Here is a 20,406-nt window from a genome sequence, read left to right as displayed (position 1 = left end):
GCAATGGCACATTCATCAGGTTTTAACTGGGAAGATCCTCTGCTGCTGACTCAGCAGCTGGAAGCGGAAGAACGGCAGATCAGTGACGCCGCAAGGGCGTATTGCCAGGAAAAGCTCCAGCCGCGGGTTTTGACAGCGTACCGGGAAGAGCGGTTCGATCGCGAAATCATGAGCGAAATGGGCGAGATGGGGCTGTTGGGTGCGACCGTTGCTGAACAGTATGGCGGTGCGGGCCTAAATCACGTTGCCTATGGTCTGATCGCGCGCGAGGTAGAGCGCGTGGATTCCGGATATCGCTCGGCGATGAGCGTGCAGTCCTCCTTGGTCATGTATCCGATTGAAGCTTATGGCTCGGAAGAACAGAAGCAGAAGTTCCTGCCAAAACTTGCCAGCGGCGAAATGGTTGGTTGCTTCGGCCTGACTGAGCCCGACCATGGATCTGATCCCGGTTCCATGATTACTCGCGCCAGGAAAGTGGACGGTGGCTATCTGCTCAGTGGCCAGAAAATGTGGATTACCAACAGCCCTATCGCTGACCTGGCTGTTGTCTGGGCTAAATCTGAAGCTCACGATAACAAGATCCGTGGTTTTATTGTCGAGCGCGGAACCAAAGGCTTCTCCACGCCGAAAATTGAGGGCAAGCTGAGTTTACGGGCTTCTATTACCGGTGAAATCGTACTGGATGAAGCATTCGTCCCTGAAGAAAACCTCCTTCCCAATGCGAGTGGACTGTCCGGTCCGTTTGGTTGCCTGAACAAGGCGCGCTTTGGCATCGCCTGGGGTAGCCTGGGTGCGGCCGAGTTCTGCTGGCATGCGGCCCGTCAGTACACGTTGGACCGCAAGCAGTTCGGGCGTCCTCTGGCAGCCAACCAACTGGTCCAGCTCAAGCTCGCCAATATGCAGACCGAAATTACCCTGGGCCTTCAAGCCGCGCTGCAGGTTGGTCGCCTTATGGACAGTGGTAACTGGGCGCCCGAGATGGTTTCGCTGATCAAGCGTAACAACTGTGGCAAAGCTCTGGATGTTGCCCGCGTTGCCCGAGATATGCACGGCGGTAATGGCATTGCTGATGAGTTCGGAGTGATGCGTCATATGGTAAACCTGGAAACGGTGAACACCTACGAGGGGACCCATGACGTACACGCACTGATTCTGGGGCGTGCCCAGACTGATATTCAGGCGTTTTTCTGACGTTCGTTGCAATAGCGGGACTCGGTCCCGCTCTGGAGACCTGAGCTTGGATAAGCCCCTGGAAGGTATAAGAATTCTGGATCTGTCCCGCATTCTGGCCGGCCCCTGGTGTAGCCAGCACCTGGCGGATCTTGGTGCTGAAGTGATCAAAGTTGAGCATCCAGAGCGGGGTGATGACACCCGAGGGTGGGGGCCTCCTTACCCGGAAGGCTGCAAGGATGCCGCCTACTTCATGTGTGCCAATCGTGGAAAACGTTCCGTCGGGGTGGACATCGCTCACCCTGAAGGGCAGGCGGTTATCCGTGAGTTGGTATCAACTTGCGATGTCGTGCTTGAGAATTTCAAGGTTGGCGGCCTCAAGCGCTATGGCCTGGACTATCAAAGCCTTAAAGAGATAAAGCCTGATCTGATTTACTGTTCCATCACAGGATTTGGTCAGAGCGGGCCCTATGCCAACAGAGCGGGTTACGACTTTCTTCTGCAGGGAATGGGCGGGTTGATGTCGATCACCGGCCATCCGGATGGTGCGGAGGGCGGTGGGCCTGTGAAGGTTGGCGTGGCGGTCGTGGATCTGTTTACCGGCATGTATGCGGCTACGTCGATTCTGTCTGCCCTGATCGGGCGGGGGCGGACCGGAGAGGGCACCTGGATCGATATATCGTTGCTGGATGTGCAGGTCAGCATGCTGGCAAACCAGGCGCAAAACTACCTCGCTTCGGGGGATTCGCCCGGAAGGCTGGGTAACTCTCATCCCAATATTGTGCCATATCAGGCGTTTGCCTCCTCTGATGGTCACATCATCCTGGCGGTCGGGAACGATCTTCAGTTCCAGCGCTTTTGCGACGTAGCCGATGTGCCTTTGCTGGCATCCGACGAGCGCTTCTCGACCAACCGCAAACGGGTTCAGAATCGAGACTTGCTGGTGCCACAACTCGAGCGCCTGATTCGCACGAAACCCTCAGCCTTCTGGCTCAGGGCTCTGGAGAAACAGGGGGTGCCCTGTGGCCCCATCAATTCCATTGAGCAGGTGTTTGAGGATCCGCAGGTGAGGCATCGGGAAATGCAGATGAAAGTCTCGCACCCGGATTCCGGACGTTTGAGCCTGGTCACCAGCCCTGTTCGATTCGACAATCAGAAACTGACGGCTGACCAGCCCCCGCCAGGTCTGGGGCAGCACACCCGGGAGGTGCTGGACGAGCTGTTCCCCGAAGAAGGCTATCTGGACACCCTTCGTTCCAAGGGGGTAGTCCGGTAAGTGCAGTCTGCTTTTTGATCCGTGGGATTCTGGCCTTGAAAGCCGTGTTTTCTTCCACGTTTGTTCTTAAAAGCGTCTATAGTTCATTAGAACAATGGAAATCTGTCGCTATTCATTACTCATGGAAGTAGGGATGCTGTTGGAGTGAATTGTAAACTTCAGGACTTCCGGGTTATGACTTCACACGCAAAGCCTCATCTTCAAAAAGGTCTGACAGACGGGCCAGGCCTCCCGGATTCCAGGGTAATCTGGAGCAACAGGGATGCCTGTCTGGAGCTGGTGGAACACAGTATCCCGGCCGGACCGGGAGGTTTGAGCTCATACAGTTATGAGGTGAGGCTGACCAATGGCACGGTGCTTTACAGCTCAATCAGTGAGCACTCTGCGCGGCATTACATCGAGATTCTTCTGCTCAATGGCATGTGATCACACTAGCCGCTTTACTTGATTTTCGGCGGCGTGTCGGAGATTTCCTTGGCTTTCGTTCGCCACTTCAGCTTCAGCTCAACCTCCTGCTTGTCGTCGTCAGAGCTGGCTCTGACAGAAACCTCAATCAGGTTCTTTGGGGTGAGCACCAGATCACCCTCACTCTCCTGAAATTCCAGTTCCCCTTTTTTGATGGCATTGGCCAGGGTAACCAATAGCTCCCGGGTGGACTGGCGATCAAGCAGCGAATCGTGGCTGAACTTGGTTTTGGACTTCATTGATTAGCTCCCGTAAGTTGCCCTTTTCGGCCCGGTTTGAATACTTTGGCCTTGGGGTAATCGCTGCTGAGGCCAACAACACCGAGTTTCTTGTCAATCAGTGTCACGCCCACGCCGTAATCCTCCAGCCCCTCGTTCTTCCGGGAATGGGAGTCCAGGGTGATATCCGCTTCAATATGGACCAGGTCATTCTTGAGCGCGATTCGCTGGCCATTGTGCTGATTGACGTGCCCATGAACCAGAACGTGAATGCCCGCCTTCTTGACCGCTTTGGCACCACGGGGGGTGAGGGGAAGGTCCGCCTTACGATATTTTGTCCGGAAGGTATTGGCGAGCGGGCTGTAGTAGAAGTTGAACAGATGCTGCGTCATCAGGTTCCTCTTGAACGCCCGGTTCGCGTGTTTAACGCCGCGCTTGGACAGTAGTGCGGCCATGTGATCGTCCAGGCCGGCATGGAGGAACAGAAAGGAACCGCGCTGCTTGAGCAGCTGCATTTTTTGGAAGAACCAGTTGAATTCGCCGGAGTCTTTCAGAAACAGTGACCGGCATTTCATTGCCGCGGCGTAGACCTGTTGCAAAGACATTCCAGCATCGGCGCAGTGGTCTTCGAAGCTTGCGATTTTGGATTCCATTTTCCGCATTTCCCGGTCGATCCCCTCTGCGGTGAGAAAGCCGGCCGCAAAGAACGGAAAGTTCTCAAACCAGTCGTCAGCAGGGAACAGAGCCTCGCGACACTCATCTTCAGAAGGCAGACCTTCTTGCCAGTGCGTGTTCAGCAGGTACTGATCAAAAACCTCTCTGAACAGAGGCACAACTTTGCGTCCCATGCGAACGAACATGTGCTGGCTGCCCATGTCTTTGCTTCGCTCGAGAACCAGCAGGCCCATCAAAAACCGAAGGTCATGATTGCCCGCAAGCAGAGTGACGTCTGCGTTGATCCGGTAAAGGTGTGCCAGGCTCCTTAACAGCGACAGGTTGCTCGGACCCTTGTCCAGGCAGTCACCGCCGATGACAATTTCAGCCTTCTTTCCAAACTTCGTCAGCCGGTATTCGCAAAGGTTGGAGCCTTCGCGTTTGATGACACCCGCTGCAATCAGCGACGCCTCGAATGCCTCTGCATCCGCATGGGGGTCGGAAAGAAAAACGATCGGTTGTTTCGGCCAGGAGAAGCTCCCTTTGGTGGATCGTTTCAGGAATGCGCTGAGCGCCTCGTCGCTGTTGACCGAGGTGTCATCATCCGGCCAGGGTTCCCACTCCTTCGGTAAGCGCGCCAGGACAGCCTCATGGAATTTGTGTTCACGTACTTTGGGAATGAAACCTGAAGCTGTCATGGCGTTGGTCTGCTAGTCGATGGAGTCTGAAGGTTGGCGCTGTTTCCAGTTGCCATACAAGCGTGTCCAGGCTTGTCCATGCCTCTCAAATACAACGGGATGGCCGTAAAACATGCTTAACCGTCTAATATCGTCGAAGTTGATGACATTTAAATGATAACTCGCATGACGAATGGACGCGCCATGTCCGATGATCAGCTGGATTCGCTTGTCGGGCGCAGGGCTGGCCAGTCCGTCGAGATGCCGGGCAACCCGTTCGCCGGCTTCCAACAGGGATTCTGCCCCGTCGAAAGGGAGTTTGAAATCGCTGGTGGATTTCCAGCCTTTCGGGAGCGCCTCAAGGCGGGGATCTAGCGCCACTATGCGCTCTATTTCTCGAACGCTCAGGTTGGCCACGGATCCGACACTACGCTCACACAGCGCCGGAAAGCTCTTCGTGATGGGGGGAGACGGGAATAGCTGCCGCAGTTCTTCGCGATAGATCTCGGCAGTTTGCCAGGCCCGCAAGAGTGTAGAGCTGTGTATTTCCGGTTCCAGCAGGTAATCACTCGCTTCCAGCCACGCTCGGAACCGCCGGGCCTCCTCCCTGACCTGTTCAATACCCTCAGCTGTCAGCGGATAGGGTTGAAGTGCGCTGGGCGTGTTTGCCAGCTGTTCGTACTGGCCGTGTCGGATCAGGGCGATCGCTGCCATTAGAGAATGCCTTGCCTTTCCAGTTGAGCGACGGCCCGGTCAAAATCGACAGAGCCCGTCAGCCGCCAGACGCAAACGCCTTTCAGATTGCTGGCGTATGTCTCGGCAGACTCGCACTTTTGTTGCGGGAAGTGCCCATCCTCGGCCTGGAAAAAGGGACCGGCACTTTTGCGTAATCCTTCCAGCGCTTCGGGAGTGCTTTGCGCATCAACCGGGCTCAGAGCCGTCGGTTCTGTGGACTCAAGGGACCAGTCCAGGAGGATCAGGTTTTTCAATTGCCCCTCAAGCGCAGTTTTTTGTTCACCGTAGATTTCCGGAATCAGCACGTCGTACTTCTGCTCGACCTCCCACAGTTCATTGCGAGGCATGGTCTCGAATCTCGTTCGCTCACACTCTGGCAATACACTGGCCAGTCGGCTGGAATTGACCAGGGTTCCGGGATTTACCCGGGGGTGCTTGGCTAACCCGAGGACTTTTGTCTGCCCATCCCTGGCTCTGAACAGGATTCTGTCGTTGGACAGGAAACGGGCTTCCGGGTTCTCCAGAGCACGCAGCATCAGGGTCGATTTGCCGCCTCCGGAACAGGCCGCGATGGCTGTCGTATCCCCTCCGATGTCGAATGCGGACGCATGTCCGAGCAGATAGCCTTGCCGCTGGTAATGGTTGAGGAACTGGTTGTTGATGAAGTTCACGACCTGCGCCCGGTTGTGTTGAAGATCCCCAAGGGCTATCGGGTCGATCATGGACTGAAACATGACCATGCCGGTGCGAACCTTGTGGATCCAGCGACCGGAGGGCATATCAACAAACGCTTCCTTCAGGCCGAGTGGGCTGGGTTTGGAGCGTTTGACCGGGGTCCATTCGGCGCCGCCGGTATCGGGCGTGTCGTTAATCAGGAAAACGCGTATCTCAGAAGTGCCAGTCCCGCCCTGAGTCAGGCTGGCGTAGTAGTCATCCAGATAATCGAGGATTTCCGGGGTGTTGGCAAAAACCTGGACCCTTAACCCAACAAAGCTCAGGCTCAGTTCAAATGTGCACGCGGATTGGGCGCGAGCGACCTGGGTATTGTCAAAAAGATCGATCATTCAGCCTGTCTCGAGTTCATTGAGGACATATTCACAAAGCTTCTCGGCCGCGTCGATCCCGCAACCTTTCAGTGCGCCGCTGAATCCGCCGAATGCGGACACTTCAAAGACCACGGGGCCTTCCTCCGTCAGCGCAATGTCTACGGTGGTAAAGCTCAGATCAAAGCACGATTGAGCTTTGTAACCCAGTTCGATCAACTCCGGACTGGCGTCGTAGGCCTGATATTTGCCGCCACTGTTTATAGTGGTGTTCCAGGCATTGGCGTCGCCGACACGGGCATAGGTGCACAAGTACTCACCACCGAGGAAAACCATGCCCAGATCCTGGCCGCCAAGGTTGACGAATTTTTGCAGGTAGAAAAGGCCGTGTTCCGTCCTGAAGGTTTCCAGCTTGTGGGTGTTCACCTCAGTGCCATCGGCGGCTTCCAGAACGATCATGCCGCGGGCCTTGGTGGAGTAGAGTGGCTTCAGGATTGCTTTGCCAAACTCGTCAACCACTGCCAGTGCAGCCTGGGTATTTTCGGTAATCCGGGTCTCGGGCAGGGGAACACCGCCCCTGGCCAGCGCCGCAGTGCCTTCGAGTCGGTTGATCAGTCTGCCCACCTGCTCTGGTGCGCTGAAACACCGGACGCCATCGGCCCTCAGGCCGTCCAGCATTCGGATCCGGTCATCGGCTGCGGGGGAATAGGTTTCACTGATCTTCTTGATGATCACGCCATCGAGTTCGTTGAGCACAACGTCTCGATAGGTGAGCTTCCCGGTTTGAAGATTCAGTACGACCTCAGCCATATCGACCACACAGCGGAATCCGGTGAGCCGTTCAAGATGGTCGGCCAGTACCTCCGTAGACCATTTTCCGGGGGTGCCGATTACGGCAATCCGCTTGTTAATCACTGAAAATTTCCTCCAGGGGAAGTTTGAATTTTTCGAGCTTTTCCGGATCCAGCCGCGCGACCGTTTCCAGCAGATAGCCGGACCGGAAAGCGAGCCTGCGGGCAAAACCGGTGTCGTAGATGAACCGAGTGGATGTGGCGAAGGACCGGGCAAGCGCAATGGCCAGGCGGACGTCGAAGCTGGAATCCTTGTTGCTCTTGGCAAAGCGTCGAGCAAACAGATACAGCTCCCTGATCAGTGCCATCATCTCGGCCCGGGGGGCTGGGTCCATCACTGGCAAGCGGTAGATCGACACCATCAGCACCGACAGATCCTGAACATAGTCGGAATAGGAGGCCCGGTGGAGATCGATGAAATAGATTCGGTTCTTCAGATCATCGAAAATCAGGTTATCAACATTGAAGTCGCCGTGGATCAGCACTGAGAAGGGCGCACGTATGGTCTTTTCGAGGGTCTCAACCTCATCCATCAGGGCGTTAAACCGCGGGCGCGACATGCCACAGATAACCTGGCCCTCACTGAACAAAGAGGGGTGGGCCTGGCGCGTTTCCGGCATCCGGTTCCTGAGCTGCTGCATATATCGGGGTTCCGCCCGTTCTTTGGTGCGGGAACTCTTCCAGATTTTACGCAGGGTTTTGCCGAGCTCGCTGATGAGAAGGCGGGCATCGTCCCATTGGCTGTTGAGTAGCAGCGCTTCGAGGGTGCGACCGGGCAGGTGCTCGATCATCATGGAGCCAAGATCCGTCTCCTGCTCAACGTGGTGAGAGAGCACCGTTGGCGCAACCTTCGGGTAAACCTGTTTCCACTGGTCTACGCCGGACACTTCCTCCAGTACCTTTTCCGCCTGACCTTCCTTATAAACGGCCATGAACTCACGGGATGAGTCGTGCTCGGCTTTCAGTGCCGCAATTGTGCTGCCGCTGCGGGTCAGGGCCAGCCTTTCCACGCCGAAACTGCCGCCATCCTCGGTGTAGGCGTGGGCTGCGTCTCTGAGTTGCTTGTAGTTCTGCAATCGGACGGCGGGCCCGAAATTCGCGGCCAACAAAGCATCCGCCAGTTCCCGCAGCAGCAGGATCATCCGGTGAATCTGGAAGTGTAAAACCGGGCTGGCGTCCTGGGTGCCCTTCGGGGGCGGTGTCCTCTGGGCGCTGGTTTCCTTGAGGCTGGCGCTGAGTTTGGCCGCTCGTCGACCGATCTTCAGGCCCTGGCGGGTATTGGCATCCTCTGGATTGATAATCACCAGTGCCAACGACTTGCGCACCCGCCGTATCAGCTTGGCGTAATCCTTGTAGCGCTTATCGGACGTCTCTGCGAGAGATTCAATGTCAGTGAACTCAATGCATGCCTGCCCGAGCTGATCCAGCAAGCGGGCGAGCCGCTCCAGGGATTTGGAGCGCTGGAACGCCGGGCCGTCCACCTTGCGCCTCTGAACGTCCATGGCCACGGACAGATCGACCTTTTCAACCAGGGTTTTTCGATACCCCTTCCGGTTGATAAGCCGCTGGGCGATGGAGCTCCTGGGCCGAGTCACAAAAGCTTCAACCAGGTCGAAGTGATTTTCTACTTCGAATCGCAGAAAATAGAGGTGCTCCAGGATGGATACGTTGATGGGTTGCCTCATCGGTCGCAAAACGTTGGGATGGCGCACACTATAAGCAACTGCGTCGCCTTTTGTGTTACACATTTCTTACAGCATACAACCAACTATGTCGAAACACCGATTCTCCGCCACAAGCCTGAGCTTACCCAGAGGGTTCGGGAACGCTAATGGACTGCGACTGGCCCGCTATCGCAAGGCCCCCGAACTAGGTCCCAAGATCCTTTTCTTCAGTGGCGGAACGGCGCTCAGGAGCTTTTCTGAGATCCTGGCGGGGTACACTCACAACTCCATCCATCTCGTCACCCCTTTCGATTCCGGAGGCAGTTCAGCCGAGTTGCGAAAAGCCTTCGCAATGCCCGCAGTCGGGGATCTGCGGGCGCGGCTGTTATCGCTGGCGGATGATTCGGTCACCGGTCACCCGGAAATCGCTGCGCTGTTTTCTCACCGGCTCGACAAAGGACGACGCCGGGAGTTGCTTGAGCAGGACCTGAAGGCATTGGTCACTGGCAAGCATCCATTACTCAAGGCCATCGCAGAGCCCATGCGGTCCCTGATCCAGAGCTACATTGCGGAGTTTGCCAACCAGATGCCAGACAGCTTCGAGTTGGCGGGTGCGAGTGTTGGTAACCTGATCCTCACTGGCGGCTACCTCATGCATAACCGTTCCCTGGACCCAATCGCCTTCCTGTTTGGTCAACTGATCAAAACCCGGGGTACCGTACGAACCACAACCGACGCGGATCTGCAGCTGCAGGTGGATCTCGAGAACGGCCGGCGCATTACCGGGCAGCACCGTTTTACGGGTAAGGAAATGGCGGAAATCGACTCGCCGATCAAATCCATCAAGCTGTCCGGGGTGGCCGACGACGTAGATACGCAGGACGTCTCCAAAGTCTGCAAGGAAACCCGAAAACTCATCGATTCTGCAGAACTTCTGGTTTTCCCGCCCGGCAGTTTTTACAGCAGTGTGATTGCCAATCTCCTGCCCAAAGGCGTGAGCAAGGCGCTCAGCAAAAACCCCTCACCCCGGGTGTATGTGCCCAGCCTGGGCACGGATCTCGAGACCCTGGGCATGACACTGGTGGATCAGGTTCGGGTGCTTTGCAGCCACCTTTCCCCGAAGAACTCGGGCCAATGCCCGCTTGATGTCCTGTTGTTTGATTCGCGATTGCTGAAAACGTCTCAGGAACAGGTGGACGTAATCGCCAATGAGCTGGGGGTTCAGATTATTGATGTGGACCTGGCGACCGCGGCAGGCGATACCCATCGTTACGATGACGTGAAGTTGGCCGAAGCTCTGTTGGCGCTGACCTGACGCAGCTGTTAGTTGGCTTTTGTCCTGATACCTCTCATATTCAGGAAATCTTGAGCCCGGTCATTTTTCGAACATATACGCAGAGTATATTGGCTAGAGTCTCAGATTTATTGTGAAGCGATTCATGGTCGGAGGGTGTTATGAAGCCAGATATTCTTGATGAATTAGTTCTTGATGATCCGAGTTGTAGCCTCAAGCAAATTCATGTTGAAAGCCCTTATTCGTCGTCAGGGTCTAAGGACTTTTCCTACGAAATGGTGTCCGCGCAGGGGGTTGTCGTCGGTTACGTCAAAACCTGGCAAGACGAGGATGGTTTCAAGGGCTTCGTTCACTTTGATCCTGAGGGCAAGGTGCTGCATTGGTCTTCCGGGAAGCGCGTGACGACCCACTGACTTCTCCAAATGGTCCCACAATCCAGTGGGGCCATCTTTCGTCATAGTTCATGCGGAAAGCTGCTGAGATCAATCCCGAGATGTTTTGTATGGTGATTGTACAGTGAGCTGACGGAGGCATGAGCAATGAATAAGACGGAAGTAATCGCGCGGTGGGATGAAAAATGCCGTGAGGCAACCTGGGCCAAAGCCGTGTATGAGCAGGATCCAAGCCCTACAAACTATTCGGTGATGAAGCGAGCTTTGTTTGAGAAAGGCCTGGCGGAGCATGAGCTGAATGCCGGTGCTGTTCACGCATGCCAATCGTGATGCGGGGAAAGCACTTCGTGGACACCAGAAACGACAAAACCCGCCAAGAGGCGGGTTAAGTCATTGAATTCGTGGTGCCCGGACGCGGAATCGAACCACGGACACGGGGATTTTCAATCCCCTGCTCTACCAACTGAGCTATCCGGGCATGTTGAGCTCTGTGCTGCAACGGGGCGCTATTAAACCGGTTTAGCGGTTTTGAGTCAAGGCTGACTTGGAAAAATTTCCGATTCTTTTTCCGGTTGGTCAGCCTTTGCTCAATCGGCACTTATTTCTCCGGTGGCACGTAGCCTTCGGCTTTGTCGAAAGGCTCGTTGTTGAAGAAATGCTCCATCTGCGCCTGCAGGTATTTCCGGTTGGTCGGATCCATCAGGCTCAGGTGCTTTTCGTTGATCAGCATGGTCTGCTGGGCCTGCCATTCTTCCCAGGCTTGCTTGGACACATTCTCAAACAAGTCCTCGCCTTTCTTGCCGGGCATGGGTGGGAAGTCGAGGCCCTCGAGTTCCTTCTGATATTTTCGGCAAAATACTGTGCGGCTCATGTGGGCTCCTGCAGTAATGTGAAATCTGGCGGCATGATAACAGAGATGCGCGGCCACTGGCCTTGCTCGATGTCAGAGCAGGGCGGCTTGTTCCGGTTCGGTCAGCAGTGTGCGGATTGGCGCGGGTAACCCGAGGCTCAGGGCTTCATCGCGATGAAACCACTGGCGCTGGTCGTCATCGGCAACGACAGTTGTTTGGGTAATGCCAAATCGTGCCGGCTGGATGTGCAGGTGGTAGTGGCTGAAGGTGTGGCGAAAACCGCTGATCAGTTCTGGCTCGGAGCAGGTCAGGCCGAGGGTGCTTTCGCAGGCTTCCTGCAGTTCATCCGCGCCCAGGGCCGAATCAAGTTCCGGCAAGCTCCAGAGTCCGCCCCAGATGCCACTGGGTGGGCGCCGCTCCAACAGGACCCGGCCTTCGCTGTCTTCCAGGATGATCATCCAGGTGCTCTTCTCAGGCTTTTCCTTCCTCGGCTTGGAGCCGGGGTAGAGTTTGGTCTCTCCCCGGGCATAGGCCTGGCAGTCACTGCTCAGCGGGCAATGCTCGCAATCCGGTCGGCTGCGGGTGCAGACCATGGCGCCCAGGTCCATGATGGCCTGGGTGTAGTCCCGGATCCGTTCCTCCGGTGTGTGTGTCTCCGCATGTTCCCAGAGCTTTTTGAGAACGGCCGTCTGGCCGGGCCAGCCGGAAACGGCGTGGTACCGGGCGAGCACGCGCTTGACGTTGCCATCCAGAATTGTGGCGCGTTTCCCGAAGGCCTGAGCCACAATGGCCGCCGCGGTTGAGCGGCCGATGCCTGTCAGGCTCTCCAGCTGTTCCTGGCATTGTGGAAATTCACCTTCGAAGTCGTCAACCACTGTGATCGCGGCTTTCTGCAAATTCCGGGCGCGGGCGTAGTAGCCCAGCCCGGACCAGTGTCCCAGCACGTCATCAACGGGCGCGGATGCCAGGCTGTGCACATCCGGGAAGCGTTCCATAAAGGCATTGAAGTAGGGGATCACGGTGGTGACCTGGGTCTGCTGAAGCATGATCTCAGAGACCCAGACCCGATAGGCGTTGCGGTTGAAATGCCACGGCAGGTCGTGCCTGCCGTGTTGGTCGTACCAGGCCAGCAATCGGCTGGCGACACTGTCGGTCATTACTTGAACAGCCCCTTCAGTTTGTCCCCGAGCTCTTCTCCGATTTTCTCTTTGACCTTTTCTTCGGCCTTGGCCTTGGCTTCGTCGACTTTTTCCTTCGCCTTGGCTTTGGCCGCATTGGCGGCGATGGTTTTCAGGGTGTCGCGGAAGCGCGAGCCATCGAACGAACACAGGCCGGCCGGGTCTTCGGAGAAGTTGCCGCGGCATTCCACCGGAATCACCACGTTTTCGACGTACTCGGTCACGCGGCAGGCCTGATCGCGGTGAATCTCACCGACAATGCGAAGGCCGGCTTCGTAGTCGAGCTCGGTTTTGGAGAGATCGACGGTGCCGTTGCCTTCAAGCTTCATCCCGGCCAGGGAGGCGACCAGGTCAGTGTTGTTGAGTATGTTGCCGTTGATATCCAGGGTTCCGCGCATGTCGTTGAAGGGGGTTGTGGTGCCCCAATCGGTGGTTGTCAGGCTGTCCTGATTGACCAGGGCAATGCCCTGGCAAGCCATACGGGTCAGATTCATTCGGCGGAACTGGCCTTCCGCGAGGTTGAAGCTGATCTGGCCATCGGCGTTGTTGCGCAGGGCAGAGATGCGGTTGCCGGTGCTGCTCACGTTCACCTTCAGGTTGGCGCCGCCGGAAAGCATGTCGACTTCTGCGAGGTCTGTGAGCAGTGGCAACGTCTGAATGTTGCTGACGTCGGAGCCGAGGTTCCACGTCGGATTGTCGGTGCGGGCGTCCAGCGTGGCGTTGGCGCCAAAGCTGCCTTCGTACATCTTGCCGCTGAACTCATCAAGCTTCAGTACACCGTTCTTGGCAGTGGTGCTGGCTTTTACCTCGTTGATGGTCAGATTGCTGATCACCAGTTCGCCGAGGCCGAAGTCTATGTCCAGCAGCAGAGTGCGGAGCGTCTCCAGTGGCAGCAGATCACTTTCAGGCTGGTTCTGAGCAGTCTGGGGCTGGCTTTCGGGTGCCTCTGTGCTGGCGTCCTGCTCGCTTTCGGTGGTCGGGGGCAGGTAGCGGTCAGCGTTCAGCTTGTCGCCCTGAAGATTAAAAACCACGCCGGTGTTGGAAAGCGTGTAGCTGCCTGAACCTGTGAAGGTGGTGTCGTCCAGTTTCAGGCTCAGGTCGCTCAGCGCGATTTTGCCCGGTTCGCCGCCAAGGCCTGTGGAGAATGCCAGAGCGTTGAGTACATCGGGATCACTGGTTTCGATTGGTGCCTGGCCGAGGCTGTCCAGCAGCTTCTTGAGGGAGAACTCCGCAATGGCGAGTTTTCCACTGAGCGTCGTTTTGTCTCCGAAGCCCTTCACATTCAGGTCGGTCTGCAGCGTGAGGTTTGCCAGCTTCGCTTCGAGTCCGCTCAGGCTGGCGGTTTCGCTGTCCAGGTTGGCTGCGGCCGAGCCGCTGATTTCCGCAGTCACTGACTTGCCACCAAACGGTTCGCCCGCCATATCAAACACCGCGTTCAGGCCGGATACGGCAAAATCATTAAGGGCTTCGTTTGCGGCCAGGCGCGCGCTGATGCTGCCATCCACTTCAAGCTGTGGTTTCGCTGTTTCCACGCGGAAGCCGATCTCGAGTGGAAATTCCTTGCCAAGGGTGATGTTGCTGGCATTGACCGTGAAGTTTTCGAGAGTCACAGACTGGCCGGTGCTCTTGTCCTCGTAGTGAACTCTGGCATCTCCGATCTGGATATTCTCAACGTTGAAGTTAAGGGGCTCACGGCTTTCGGCATTATCGGCAGAAGCGGTTGTTTCTGGCTCGTCACTCTTGTCACTCTCGTCAGTGCCCGAGGTGCCCGCATCGTCCGCGGATTTTTCGGGCATGATCCGGGTCCAGTTGCCCTGGCCCTGCTCATTCACTTCAAGGTTCGCTTCCAATCCGTTCAGCGTAAAGGTGTTCACCTGTGGCGACATGGAAATCAGTGACCAGAAATCGATCTCGGCCACCAGTTGCTCGAGGGCGACAAATCGGTTGTCTTCAAGCTTGGCCTCGACATTATTCAGTTCCAGGCCGAGAGGAATAAATGACCAGCCGATGTCTCCGTCCAGGATCAGGTCCAGGTTGGTTTGATCCTCGACGGCCTTTTCTATCTGTGGTTTGTAATCGTTCGGGTTGATCACCGCCATGGCAATGGCGATAGCCGCTGCGGCGAGGACGATCACCGCGATGATGGCAATCAGCAGGTAACGTACAGCTTTCATGATTGAGGCTTCCTTGTTCCCGGGCGCTTGTCAGGATGGCTTTGAATCTTTGACTCTGATACGTGAGAGGATAACTCAGGGTTTACAAATTAACAGCGCAGGAATATGACAATGCCGTAGTGATGGGCCAGAATACACGTCTTCTTTTTCCGACTACATTACTACGTATAACCATAAGAAGGAGTTGGCTGTGGCTATTACCGTTTCGATTGAGCTGAACCGGGAGCTTGAAATACCGGCGGGCTACGATGACGTTTTCGAGTTGCTGGCGGATGTTCCGCGTTCGGCCAGTCACTTTCCGAAGGTCGATAAGCTGACAGACCTGGGCAACAACAGCTATCGCTGGGAAATGGAAAAAGTGGGTGTGGACAAGCACGCGATTCAGTCTGTCTACGCCTGTACCTACCACTCAGACAAGAGCGCCGGGAAAATCACCTGGGAGCCGGTCAAAGGCGAAGGCAATGGCGTCGTCAGTGGTTCCTGGACGCTGACAGCCAAAGGCGACAGTGCTACCGCAGTGAAATTCAAAACCAGTGCGGAGCTGACCGTTCCCCTGCCAAGTCTGCTCAAGCTGGCGATCAGCCCGGTGATCAAGCACGAGTTCAACAGCCTCGTGGACACCTACATGAGCAACCTCAAACAGGCATTCTGAGACGGCCCTGGCTATCGGGGCGATTAACGCCTTTGTGGGACTCCGGCGGGCTAAGAAGGTATAATCCGGAATTAAATGTTTTCCGGCGTTGTATCGCCCCATTGCAACGGAGTCCCCATGGCCGAACGTAAGGCTCGGGTAGAACGAAATACCCTCGAAACCCAGATCACCGTTGAGATCAATCTCGACGGCACCGGCAAGTCCAGCTTTGAGACCGGTGTACCTTTCCTTGATCACATGATGGATCAGATCGCACGCCATGGCCTTGTGGATCTGAATATTGTCGCCAATGGTGACCTCCATATTGACGACCACCACACGGTTGAGGACATCGGTATTACCCTCGGTCAGGCGTTCAAACAGGCGGTGGGTGACAAGAAAGGTATCCGTCGCTATGGCCACGCTTATGTTCCGCTGGATGAGGCGTTGTCACGGGTAGTTATCGACCTTTCAGGCCGCCCCGGCCTGATGATGGACGTACCCTATACCCGTGGTGCTGTAGGTGGCTTTGATGTGGACCTGTTCGAGGAGTTCTTCCACGGTTTCGTCAATCACTCCATGGTGACCCTGCACATCGACAACCTGAAGGGCAAGAATACCCACCACCAGATCGAAACGGTCTTCAAGGCCTTCGGCCGCGCCCTGCGTATGGCCATCGAAACAGACGAGCGGATGGCCGATATCATGCCTTCCACCAAAGGCTGTCTGTAAGCCGCTAGCCAACAGGACACTGCGATAGACTATGAAGACCGTTGCCATAATCGACTACGGCATGGGTAACCTGCACTCGGCGCGCAAGGCGGTAGAGCATGTGGCACCCGACGTCCGGGTGCTGGTTACCGACAATGCGGACCAGATTCGCGAGGCAGACCATGTCATCCTTCCGGGTGTGGGCGCCATTCGCGACTGCATGCACGAAATCCGTCGCCTTGGCGTGGATACGCTCGTCCGGGAAGTTTCCCGGGATCGCCCGTTCCTCGGTATCTGCGTCGGTATGCAGGCATTGATGTCCCGAAGCGAGGAAAACGGCGGTGTGGACTGCATTAACCTGTTCCCCTCCCAGGTGCGTTATTTCGGGGATAATCTGGTTGAGAACGGTGAGCGTCTGAAAGTCCCGCACATGGGCTGGAACGAGGTATACCAGACCGTTGATCACCCCATGTGGCACAACATCCCGGACGGTGACCGGTTTTACTTCGTGCACAGCTTCTACGCGGAAGCCGAGGGCAACGCCGACATTGCCGGCCGTTGCCATTACGGCGTGGACCTGGCTGCGGCTGTCGCCCGGGATAACATCTTTGCCGTGCAGTTCCACCCGGAGAAAAGTGCCCGGGCTGGTCTGCAGCTCCTGAAAAACTTTGTTGACTGGTCCGGCAAGTAACGCCGGAGCATCTGAACGATTAACACGGACACTGTCTTATGCTGATTATTCCTGCCATCGACCTCAAAGACGGCAAATGTGTACGCTTGCGCCAGGGCCGGATGGATGATTCCACCGTTTTCGGAGATGACCCGGTGGATATGGCAACTCGTTGGGTGGAAGCCGGTGCCCGTCGCCTGCACCTGGTGGATCTGAATGGCGCTTTTGCCGGTGAGCCGGTGAACGGGGAGATTGTGCAGGCCATTGCCAAGCGCTACCCGGACCTGCCGATCCAGATCGGTGGTGGTATCCGTTCGGCGGAAACCATTGAGGCCTATCTCAAGGCTGGCGTGCAGTGGGTGATCATCGGTACCAAGGCGGTCAAGGAGCCGGAATTCGTCACCGACATGTGCAAGCAGTTCCCGGGGCACATCATTGTTGGCCTGGACGCCAAAGATGGCCGTGTTGCAACTGATGGTTGGGCGGAAGTGTCTGAAGTGATGGCCACCGATCTGGCCAGACGTTTCGCCAGCGATGGCGTTGACTCCATTGTATACACCGACATCGCCCGCGACGGCATGATGCAGGGGGTGAACGTTGAGGCGACCGCCGCGCTGGCGGAAGCGGGTGGCATCCCGGTGATCGCCTCTGGCGGTGTCACCAACATGGACGACCTCAAGCGACTGGCCACAGTAGCCGACAAGGGCATCCTCGGTGCTATCACCGGCCGCGCCATCTACGAAGGCACACTGGATGTGGCAGAGGCCCAGGCCTACTGCGACAGCCTGTAAGTCGATTTATTTCATTCAGCGGAGTTCACAACTATGTCTCTGGCCAAACGCATCATTCCCTGCCTCGACGTTGATAAGGGGCGTGTTGTAAAAGGGGTGAACTTCGTGGACATCCGGGATGCCGGTGATCCGGTGGAAGTGGCCCGCAAGTACAACGAGCAGGGTGCCGATGAGATTACCTTCCTCGACATCACGGCCAGTCACGAAAGCCGTGACACCACCTACGAAACCGTGGAACGGATGGCGGCGGAAGTCTTCATCCCGCTGACCGTCGGCGGCGGTGTGCGTACCGTCGAGGACATTCGCAAGCTGCTCAACGCCGGTGCCGACAAGGTGTCCATCAATACCGCCGCGGTGTTCAACCCGGAATTTGTGCGGGAGGCGGCCGAGCGATTCGGCAGTCAGTGCATTGTGGTGGCCATCGACGCCAAGAAAGTCAGCGGCGAAGGCGAGCCGGATCGTTGGGAGATCTTTACCCATGGCGGTCGTAAACCCACCGGCCTCGATGCGGTCGAATGGGCGAAGAAGATGACTGAACTGGGGGCAGGCGAGTTGCTGCTGACCTCCATGGATCGGGACGGTACCAAGGTTGGTTTTGACCTGGGGCTGACCCGGGCGATCAGCGATGCCGTGTCCGTACCGGTGATCGCCTCCGGAGGTGTCGGTGAACTGCAGCACCTGGCGGATGGCGTTACCAAGGGCGGTGCCGATGCGGTGCTGGCCGCCTCCATCTTCCACTTTGGCCAGCACACCATTCCCGAGGCGAAAGAAGCCATGCGGGAGCAGGGGATTGAAGTCCGGCTTTGAGGCCGGACTTCCCTCCGGTACCTCCTGGGGATTAGGCGATCCCCAGGCTTTGCTCCTGCTTCGGTGTCACCCCATATTTTTTCTTGAACGCCCTGATGAAGTACGACACGTTGTCGTAGCCGACTTCTGAGGCCACTTCCCTCACGCTCAGATTTTTTGCTGTCAGCAGCTCGCGAGCCTTTTCCAGGCGTTTCTCTATGATCCACTGGTTCGGCGTTGCCTTGTATGCCTGCTTGAAGTCACGAATAAATGTCGACAGGCTGCGGCCGGTCAGTTGGGCATAATCCTCCAGCTTCAAGTTACTGGTGTAGTGCTTCTCCATGAAGCTGCGAATGTCGCGCTTGCCGTTGGGTTTGTTGAACTTGGTCAGGGCTGTCAGGAAACTGCGTTTTCCGTCCTGAATAGCGAGCAAATGAAGGAGTTCGAGCAGTTTGAGTTCCAGCAAGTCGTGGCTCTGGTGACCGTCGCCATAAACCTGTTTTAGGGCATCGATGAAACGGAGAATCTGGGGGGTGGCGGGTGTGGTGAATAATACCTGAGTGCTGGACCTTATGGGCTGATCGTAGTGCGCAGCACTGCTTTGTAGGTACTTCTCAATGACTCGCTCGTCCAGAAAGAACAGGATGGCTTCAAACTCGCCCCAACCGTCACGAACATAGTCGGAAACCAGATAAAGGTCTTTGGGAAGAAAGAGTAGGTGGTTTTCAGGAATGGTCGTCGCGGCGAGATCTGAGCGCTCAATGATCTGCTTGCCTTTGAGGATGTAGACGATCAGCGGTGTCGAGATATAGATTTCCTTCCCCACCAGATCTCCGCCCAGCGTTTTATGAAGCACCGATGAGCGTCCGTCGATCAGTAAAGGGCTGATGTTAGGACGCGAATACAGTGCTTTTGGAATTATCTCCAGGATCATGGACGAGCACCTCCGTGTGTCGATGGCTAAAATGTTTGATGGCAGATCAAATTCGATCCGACAATGCCGGTATCAGGATTGCTCCATTATTCTGCCAATTCCAGGGCTCTGGATAGTCCGTTTTCCTCAAGAGTAGAAGGATATTTTCAGGCTTGAAAATAAATGTATCGGGTTGACCCTTAAGGTGTTTACATGCCGGTTTTGCGCTTGCCACTATGGCCCCGTAACCAAACTACATGGAAAGTGACGGGAGGGAAAACCGGTGAACGTGATCATCACTTTTGACGTTAAGGAAGAGAAATTGGATTCCTTTCGGGGAATTATGTCCGATGTGAAATCGAGCCTGCCACAAGTTGATGGCTGTAGTTCGGTTACCGTCTACAACGACGTGGAAAATCCGGCCGTCTTTACTCTGGTGGAATCCTGGGATTCTCAACAGGCGCACCAGAGCCACATTGACTCGGTTGTCCAGTCGGGCGACTGGGAATTTATTGCGGGTCATTTGAAGGCCGATCCGGTCAGTAGCTACTTCCAGGAGTACTGAGCAGGAGCCATCTGCAAGCCTGATTCGTTAAGCTCTTCGGGTCAGGCTGCAGGTGGTTTACTGCAAGGCCATGCGGTCATGGCTGTGTTGATGATGTCCTTTAGCTTGTCTTCCCGGGCACCACTTTTGGCTTGTACGGCCATGCCTGCAATCACGGTAAAGAACAGAGCTGCCAGATGCTCGGGGCTGGCGCTCTTCGGCAAATCTCCTTTGCGCTGGGCCTGATGCAGGTGCTCCCTCAGCATTGCTTCGCTGTCCTTTAAGGCCTCTCTGAGAGCGTCTTCAACTTCTTCCGGTACGATGGTACAGCCGATATCGGCAGTGCCTGTGACGATGAAGCAGCCTCCCGGCAACTCGGGATCGGTGAGCATCCGGGCTATCGATCCAAGGTAGGCCTCTACGGCTTCCCTGCTGTCTTTCTCACCATTCAATGCTTCGCCATGGCTCCCTGCGAGCCTGTTCAGGTATTGCTTCAGAGCCTTCAGATACAGCGACTTCTTGTCGCCGAAAGCGCTGTAAAGGCTGGGCTTGCTAAGATTGGTTGCTCTGGTCAGTTCACTCAGCGATGCGCTCTGGAATCCATGTTTCCAGAAAACGTCGAGGGCGGCATCGAGCACCGCGTCTTCGTCAAAGCTTCGGGGTCTACCTCGCTCCAAGGGCATATTCTCGCTCTGTTTCAACAGTTTTATTGACACTA

At 56.1% G+C, this 20,406-nt stretch carries 23 protein-coding genes and 1 tRNA gene; 12 read left to right on the top strand and 12 right to left on the bottom strand.

Features of this window, described 5'->3' with window-relative positions; all coding sequences use genetic code 11:
* Positions 1-3: 3 nt before the first annotated feature.
* The 3 genes from D777_RS11500 (at position 4) to D777_RS11490 (ending at position 2,872) form a co-directional block, all read left to right on the top strand.
* Complete coding sequence (locus D777_RS11500) at positions 4-1,191, top strand: acyl-CoA dehydrogenase (RefSeq protein WP_036132282.1); 1,188 nt, start codon at positions 4-6, stop codon at positions 1,189-1,191.
* Positions 1,192-1,237: 46 nt separating this feature from the next.
* Positions 1,238-2,446, top strand: coding sequence for a CaiB/BaiF CoA transferase family protein (locus D777_RS11495; protein ID WP_036132277.1), 1,209 nt, complete (start codon positions 1,238-1,240; stop codon positions 2,444-2,446).
* Between the two features lie 174 nt (positions 2,447-2,620).
* Positions 2,621-2,872 (top strand): hypothetical protein, encoded by a 252-nt coding sequence (locus D777_RS11490; RefSeq protein WP_036132275.1) that lies wholly within the window; start codon positions 2,621-2,623, stop codon positions 2,870-2,872.
* 14 nt (positions 2,873-2,886) lie between these two features.
* Here D777_RS11490 and D777_RS11485 read toward each other — a convergent pair whose 3' ends face one another.
* The 6 genes from D777_RS11485 to D777_RS11460 are packed head-to-tail and all read right to left on the bottom strand — an operon-like array spanning position 2,887 to position 8,774.
* Positions 2,887-3,150 carry an amphi-Trp domain-containing protein gene (locus D777_RS11485; RefSeq protein WP_036132272.1) on the bottom strand — a complete coding sequence of 88 codons (264 nt, stop codon included), beginning with the start codon at positions 3,148-3,150 and terminating at the stop codon, positions 2,887-2,889.
* A complete protein-coding gene (locus D777_RS11480; RefSeq protein WP_036132268.1) occupies positions 3,147-4,481 on the bottom strand; it encodes a metallophosphoesterase in 1,335 nt (444 codons plus the stop codon). The genes D777_RS11485 and D777_RS11480 overlap by 4 nt, the downstream gene beginning before the upstream one ends.
* 12 nt (positions 4,482-4,493) lie before the next feature.
* Positions 4,494-5,174 carry a histidine phosphatase family protein gene (locus D777_RS11475; RefSeq protein WP_036132266.1) on the bottom strand — a complete coding sequence of 227 codons (681 nt, stop codon included), beginning with the start codon at positions 5,172-5,174 and terminating at the stop codon, positions 4,494-4,496.
* Positions 5,174-6,259, bottom strand: a complete 1,086-nt coding sequence (locus D777_RS11470) for an HprK-related kinase B (RefSeq protein WP_036132264.1) — start codon at positions 6,257-6,259, stop codon at positions 5,174-5,176. Before D777_RS11470 ends, D777_RS11475 begins: the two co-directional genes overlap by 1 nt.
* A complete protein-coding gene (locus tag D777_RS11465; protein ID WP_036132262.1) occupies positions 6,260-7,153 on the bottom strand; it encodes a GAK system ATP-grasp enzyme in 894 nt (297 codons plus the stop codon). It lies immediately after the preceding gene.
* The gene (locus tag D777_RS11460) at positions 7,146-8,774 is read right to left on the bottom strand and encodes an aminoglycoside phosphotransferase family protein (RefSeq protein ID WP_036132259.1); all 1,629 of its coding nucleotides are present in this window, start codon (positions 8,772-8,774) and stop codon (positions 7,146-7,148) included. The genes D777_RS11465 and D777_RS11460 overlap by 8 nt, the downstream gene beginning before the upstream one ends.
* Positions 8,775-8,859: 85 nt before the next feature.
* On the opposite strand from D777_RS11460, the gene D777_RS11455 reads away from it, so the two are divergent.
* The 3 genes from D777_RS11455 (at position 8,860) to D777_RS11445 (ending at position 10,769) form a co-directional block, all read left to right on the top strand.
* On the top strand, positions 8,860-10,068 hold the full coding sequence (locus D777_RS11455; RefSeq protein ID WP_051669075.1) for a GAK system CofD-like protein: 1,209 nt from the start codon (positions 8,860-8,862) through the stop codon (positions 10,066-10,068).
* A gap of 140 nt (positions 10,069-10,208) precedes the next feature.
* Complete coding sequence (locus D777_RS11450) at positions 10,209-10,460, top strand: hypothetical protein (RefSeq protein ID WP_036132257.1); 252 nt, start codon at positions 10,209-10,211, stop codon at positions 10,458-10,460.
* Positions 10,461-10,586: 126 nt separating this feature from the next.
* The gene (locus tag D777_RS11445; RefSeq protein WP_036132254.1) at positions 10,587-10,769 is read left to right on the top strand and encodes a hypothetical protein; all 183 of its coding nucleotides are present in this window, start codon (positions 10,587-10,589) and stop codon (positions 10,767-10,769) included.
* Positions 10,770-10,841: 72 nt separating this feature from the next.
* Here the strand turns inward: D777_RS11445 and D777_RS11440 are convergent.
* The 4 genes from D777_RS11440 to D777_RS11425 form a co-directional block, all read right to left on the bottom strand.
* Positions 10,842-10,917 (bottom strand) — tRNA-Phe (locus tag D777_RS11440).
* A gap of 120 nt (positions 10,918-11,037) precedes the next feature.
* Entirely contained in the window at positions 11,038-11,310 is a 273-nt protein-coding gene (locus tag D777_RS11435; protein WP_036132251.1) for an oxidative damage protection protein, read from the bottom strand.
* Positions 11,311-11,382: 72 nt separating this feature from the next.
* A complete protein-coding gene (mutY, locus tag D777_RS11430) occupies positions 11,383-12,447 on the bottom strand; it encodes an A/G-specific adenine glycosylase (protein WP_036132247.1) in 1,065 nt (354 codons plus the stop codon).
* Positions 12,447-14,642 carry an AsmA family protein gene (locus tag D777_RS11425; RefSeq protein ID WP_036132244.1) on the bottom strand — a complete coding sequence of 732 codons (2,196 nt, stop codon included), beginning with the start codon at positions 14,640-14,642 and terminating at the stop codon, positions 12,447-12,449. The genes mutY and D777_RS11425 overlap by 1 nt, the downstream gene beginning before the upstream one ends.
* 190 nt (positions 14,643-14,832) lie before the next feature.
* Here D777_RS11425 and D777_RS11420 point away from each other — a divergent pair, with 190 nt between their 5' ends.
* From D777_RS11420 to hisF, 5 genes are all read left to right on the top strand, one after another.
* Positions 14,833-15,294 (top strand): SRPBCC family protein, encoded by a 462-nt coding sequence (locus D777_RS11420; protein ID WP_036132242.1) that lies wholly within the window; start codon positions 14,833-14,835, stop codon positions 15,292-15,294.
* Between the two features lie 117 nt (positions 15,295-15,411).
* Positions 15,412-16,005 (top strand): imidazoleglycerol-phosphate dehydratase HisB, encoded by a 594-nt coding sequence (hisB, locus tag D777_RS11415; RefSeq protein WP_036132239.1) that lies wholly within the window; start codon positions 15,412-15,414, stop codon positions 16,003-16,005.
* A gap of 31 nt (positions 16,006-16,036) precedes the next feature.
* Complete coding sequence (gene hisH, locus D777_RS11410; protein WP_036132238.1) at positions 16,037-16,675, top strand: imidazole glycerol phosphate synthase subunit HisH; 639 nt, start codon at positions 16,037-16,039, stop codon at positions 16,673-16,675.
* A 38-nt stretch (positions 16,676-16,713) separates the two neighbouring features.
* Positions 16,714-17,445, top strand: a complete 732-nt coding sequence (gene hisA, locus D777_RS11405; RefSeq protein ID WP_036132236.1) for a 1-(5-phosphoribosyl)-5-[(5-phosphoribosylamino)methylideneamino]imidazole-4-carboxamide isomerase — start codon at positions 16,714-16,716, stop codon at positions 17,443-17,445.
* Positions 17,446-17,478: 33 nt separating this feature from the next.
* A complete protein-coding gene (hisF, locus tag D777_RS11400; RefSeq protein WP_036132232.1) occupies positions 17,479-18,252 on the top strand; it encodes an imidazole glycerol phosphate synthase subunit HisF in 774 nt (257 codons plus the stop codon).
* 31 nt (positions 18,253-18,283) lie between these two features.
* On the opposite strand, the gene D777_RS11395 is transcribed toward hisF, so the two are convergent.
* Complete coding sequence (locus D777_RS11395) at positions 18,284-19,165, bottom strand: helix-turn-helix domain-containing protein (protein ID WP_036132228.1); 882 nt, start codon at positions 19,163-19,165, stop codon at positions 18,284-18,286.
* Between the two features lie 262 nt (positions 19,166-19,427).
* Here D777_RS11395 and D777_RS11390 point away from each other — a divergent pair, with 262 nt between their 5' ends.
* Positions 19,428-19,709, top strand: a complete 282-nt coding sequence (locus D777_RS11390) for a putative quinol monooxygenase (protein ID WP_036132225.1) — start codon at positions 19,428-19,430, stop codon at positions 19,707-19,709.
* A 41-nt stretch (positions 19,710-19,750) separates the two neighbouring features.
* On the opposite strand, the gene D777_RS11385 is transcribed toward D777_RS11390, so the two are convergent.
* Positions 19,751-20,371, bottom strand: coding sequence for a TetR/AcrR family transcriptional regulator (locus tag D777_RS11385; protein WP_036132222.1), 621 nt, complete (start codon positions 20,369-20,371; stop codon positions 19,751-19,753).
* Positions 20,372-20,406 lie beyond the last annotated feature (35 nt).

The organism is Marinobacter nitratireducens, from assembly GCF_000708045.1.
GTDB lineage: Bacteria > Pseudomonadota > Gammaproteobacteria > Pseudomonadales > Oleiphilaceae > Marinobacter > Marinobacter nitratireducens.
The sequence above is the reverse complement of the archived record's forward strand: the minus strand, read 5'-3'. Positions and strand labels throughout refer to the sequence as shown.

What these genes read in the sequence shown, in the direction of transcription:
- D777_RS11485 (WP_036132272.1), bottom strand. Translation starts at nt 3,150, where the DNA reads ATGAAGTCCAAAACCAAGTTCAGCCACGATTCGCTGCTTGATCGCCAG.
- D777_RS11435 (WP_036132251.1), bottom strand. Translation starts at nt 11,310, where the DNA reads ATGAGCCGCACAGTATTTTGCCGAAAATATCAGAAGGAACTCGAGGGC.
- D777_RS11445 (WP_036132254.1), top strand. Translation starts at nt 10,587, where the DNA reads ATGAATAAGACGGAAGTAATCGCGCGGTGGGATGAAAAATGCCGTGAG.
- hisB (WP_036132239.1), top strand. Translation starts at nt 15,412, where the DNA reads ATGGCCGAACGTAAGGCTCGGGTAGAACGAAATACCCTCGAAACCCAG.
- D777_RS11475 (WP_036132266.1), bottom strand. Translation starts at nt 5,174, where the DNA reads ATGGCAGCGATCGCCCTGATCCGACACGGCCAGTACGAACAGCTGGCA.
- D777_RS11480 (WP_036132268.1), bottom strand. Translation starts at nt 4,481, where the DNA reads ATGACAGCTTCAGGTTTCATTCCCAAAGTACGTGAACACAAATTCCAT.
- D777_RS11425 (WP_036132244.1), bottom strand. Translation starts at nt 14,642, where the DNA reads ATGAAAGCTGTACGTTACCTGCTGATTGCCATCATCGCGGTGATCGTC.
- D777_RS11395 (WP_036132228.1), bottom strand. Translation starts at nt 19,165, where the DNA reads ATGATCCTGGAGATAATTCCAAAAGCACTGTATTCGCGTCCTAACATC.
- mutY (WP_036132247.1), bottom strand. Translation starts at nt 12,447, where the DNA reads ATGACCGACAGTGTCGCCAGCCGATTGCTGGCCTGGTACGACCAACAC.
- D777_RS11460 (WP_036132259.1), bottom strand. Translation starts at nt 8,774, where the DNA reads ATGAGGCAACCCATCAACGTATCCATCCTGGAGCACCTCTATTTTCTG.
- D777_RS11450 (WP_036132257.1), top strand. Translation starts at nt 10,209, where the DNA reads ATGAAGCCAGATATTCTTGATGAATTAGTTCTTGATGATCCGAGTTGT.
- hisF (WP_036132232.1), top strand. Translation starts at nt 17,479, where the DNA reads ATGTCTCTGGCCAAACGCATCATTCCCTGCCTCGACGTTGATAAGGGG.
- D777_RS11455 (WP_051669075.1), top strand. Translation starts at nt 8,860, where the DNA reads ATGTCGAAACACCGATTCTCCGCCACAAGCCTGAGCTTACCCAGAGGG.
- D777_RS11385 (WP_036132222.1), bottom strand. Translation starts at nt 20,371, where the DNA reads ATGCCCTTGGAGCGAGGTAGACCCCGAAGCTTTGACGAAGACGCGGTG.
- D777_RS11470 (WP_036132264.1), bottom strand. Translation starts at nt 6,259, where the DNA reads ATGATCGATCTTTTTGACAATACCCAGGTCGCTCGCGCCCAATCCGCG.
- D777_RS11500 (WP_036132282.1), top strand. Translation starts at nt 4, where the DNA reads ATGGCACATTCATCAGGTTTTAACTGGGAAGATCCTCTGCTGCTGACT.
- D777_RS11490 (WP_036132275.1), top strand. Translation starts at nt 2,621, where the DNA reads ATGACTTCACACGCAAAGCCTCATCTTCAAAAAGGTCTGACAGACGGG.
- hisA (WP_036132236.1), top strand. Translation starts at nt 16,714, where the DNA reads ATGCTGATTATTCCTGCCATCGACCTCAAAGACGGCAAATGTGTACGC.
- hisH (WP_036132238.1), top strand. Translation starts at nt 16,037, where the DNA reads ATGAAGACCGTTGCCATAATCGACTACGGCATGGGTAACCTGCACTCG.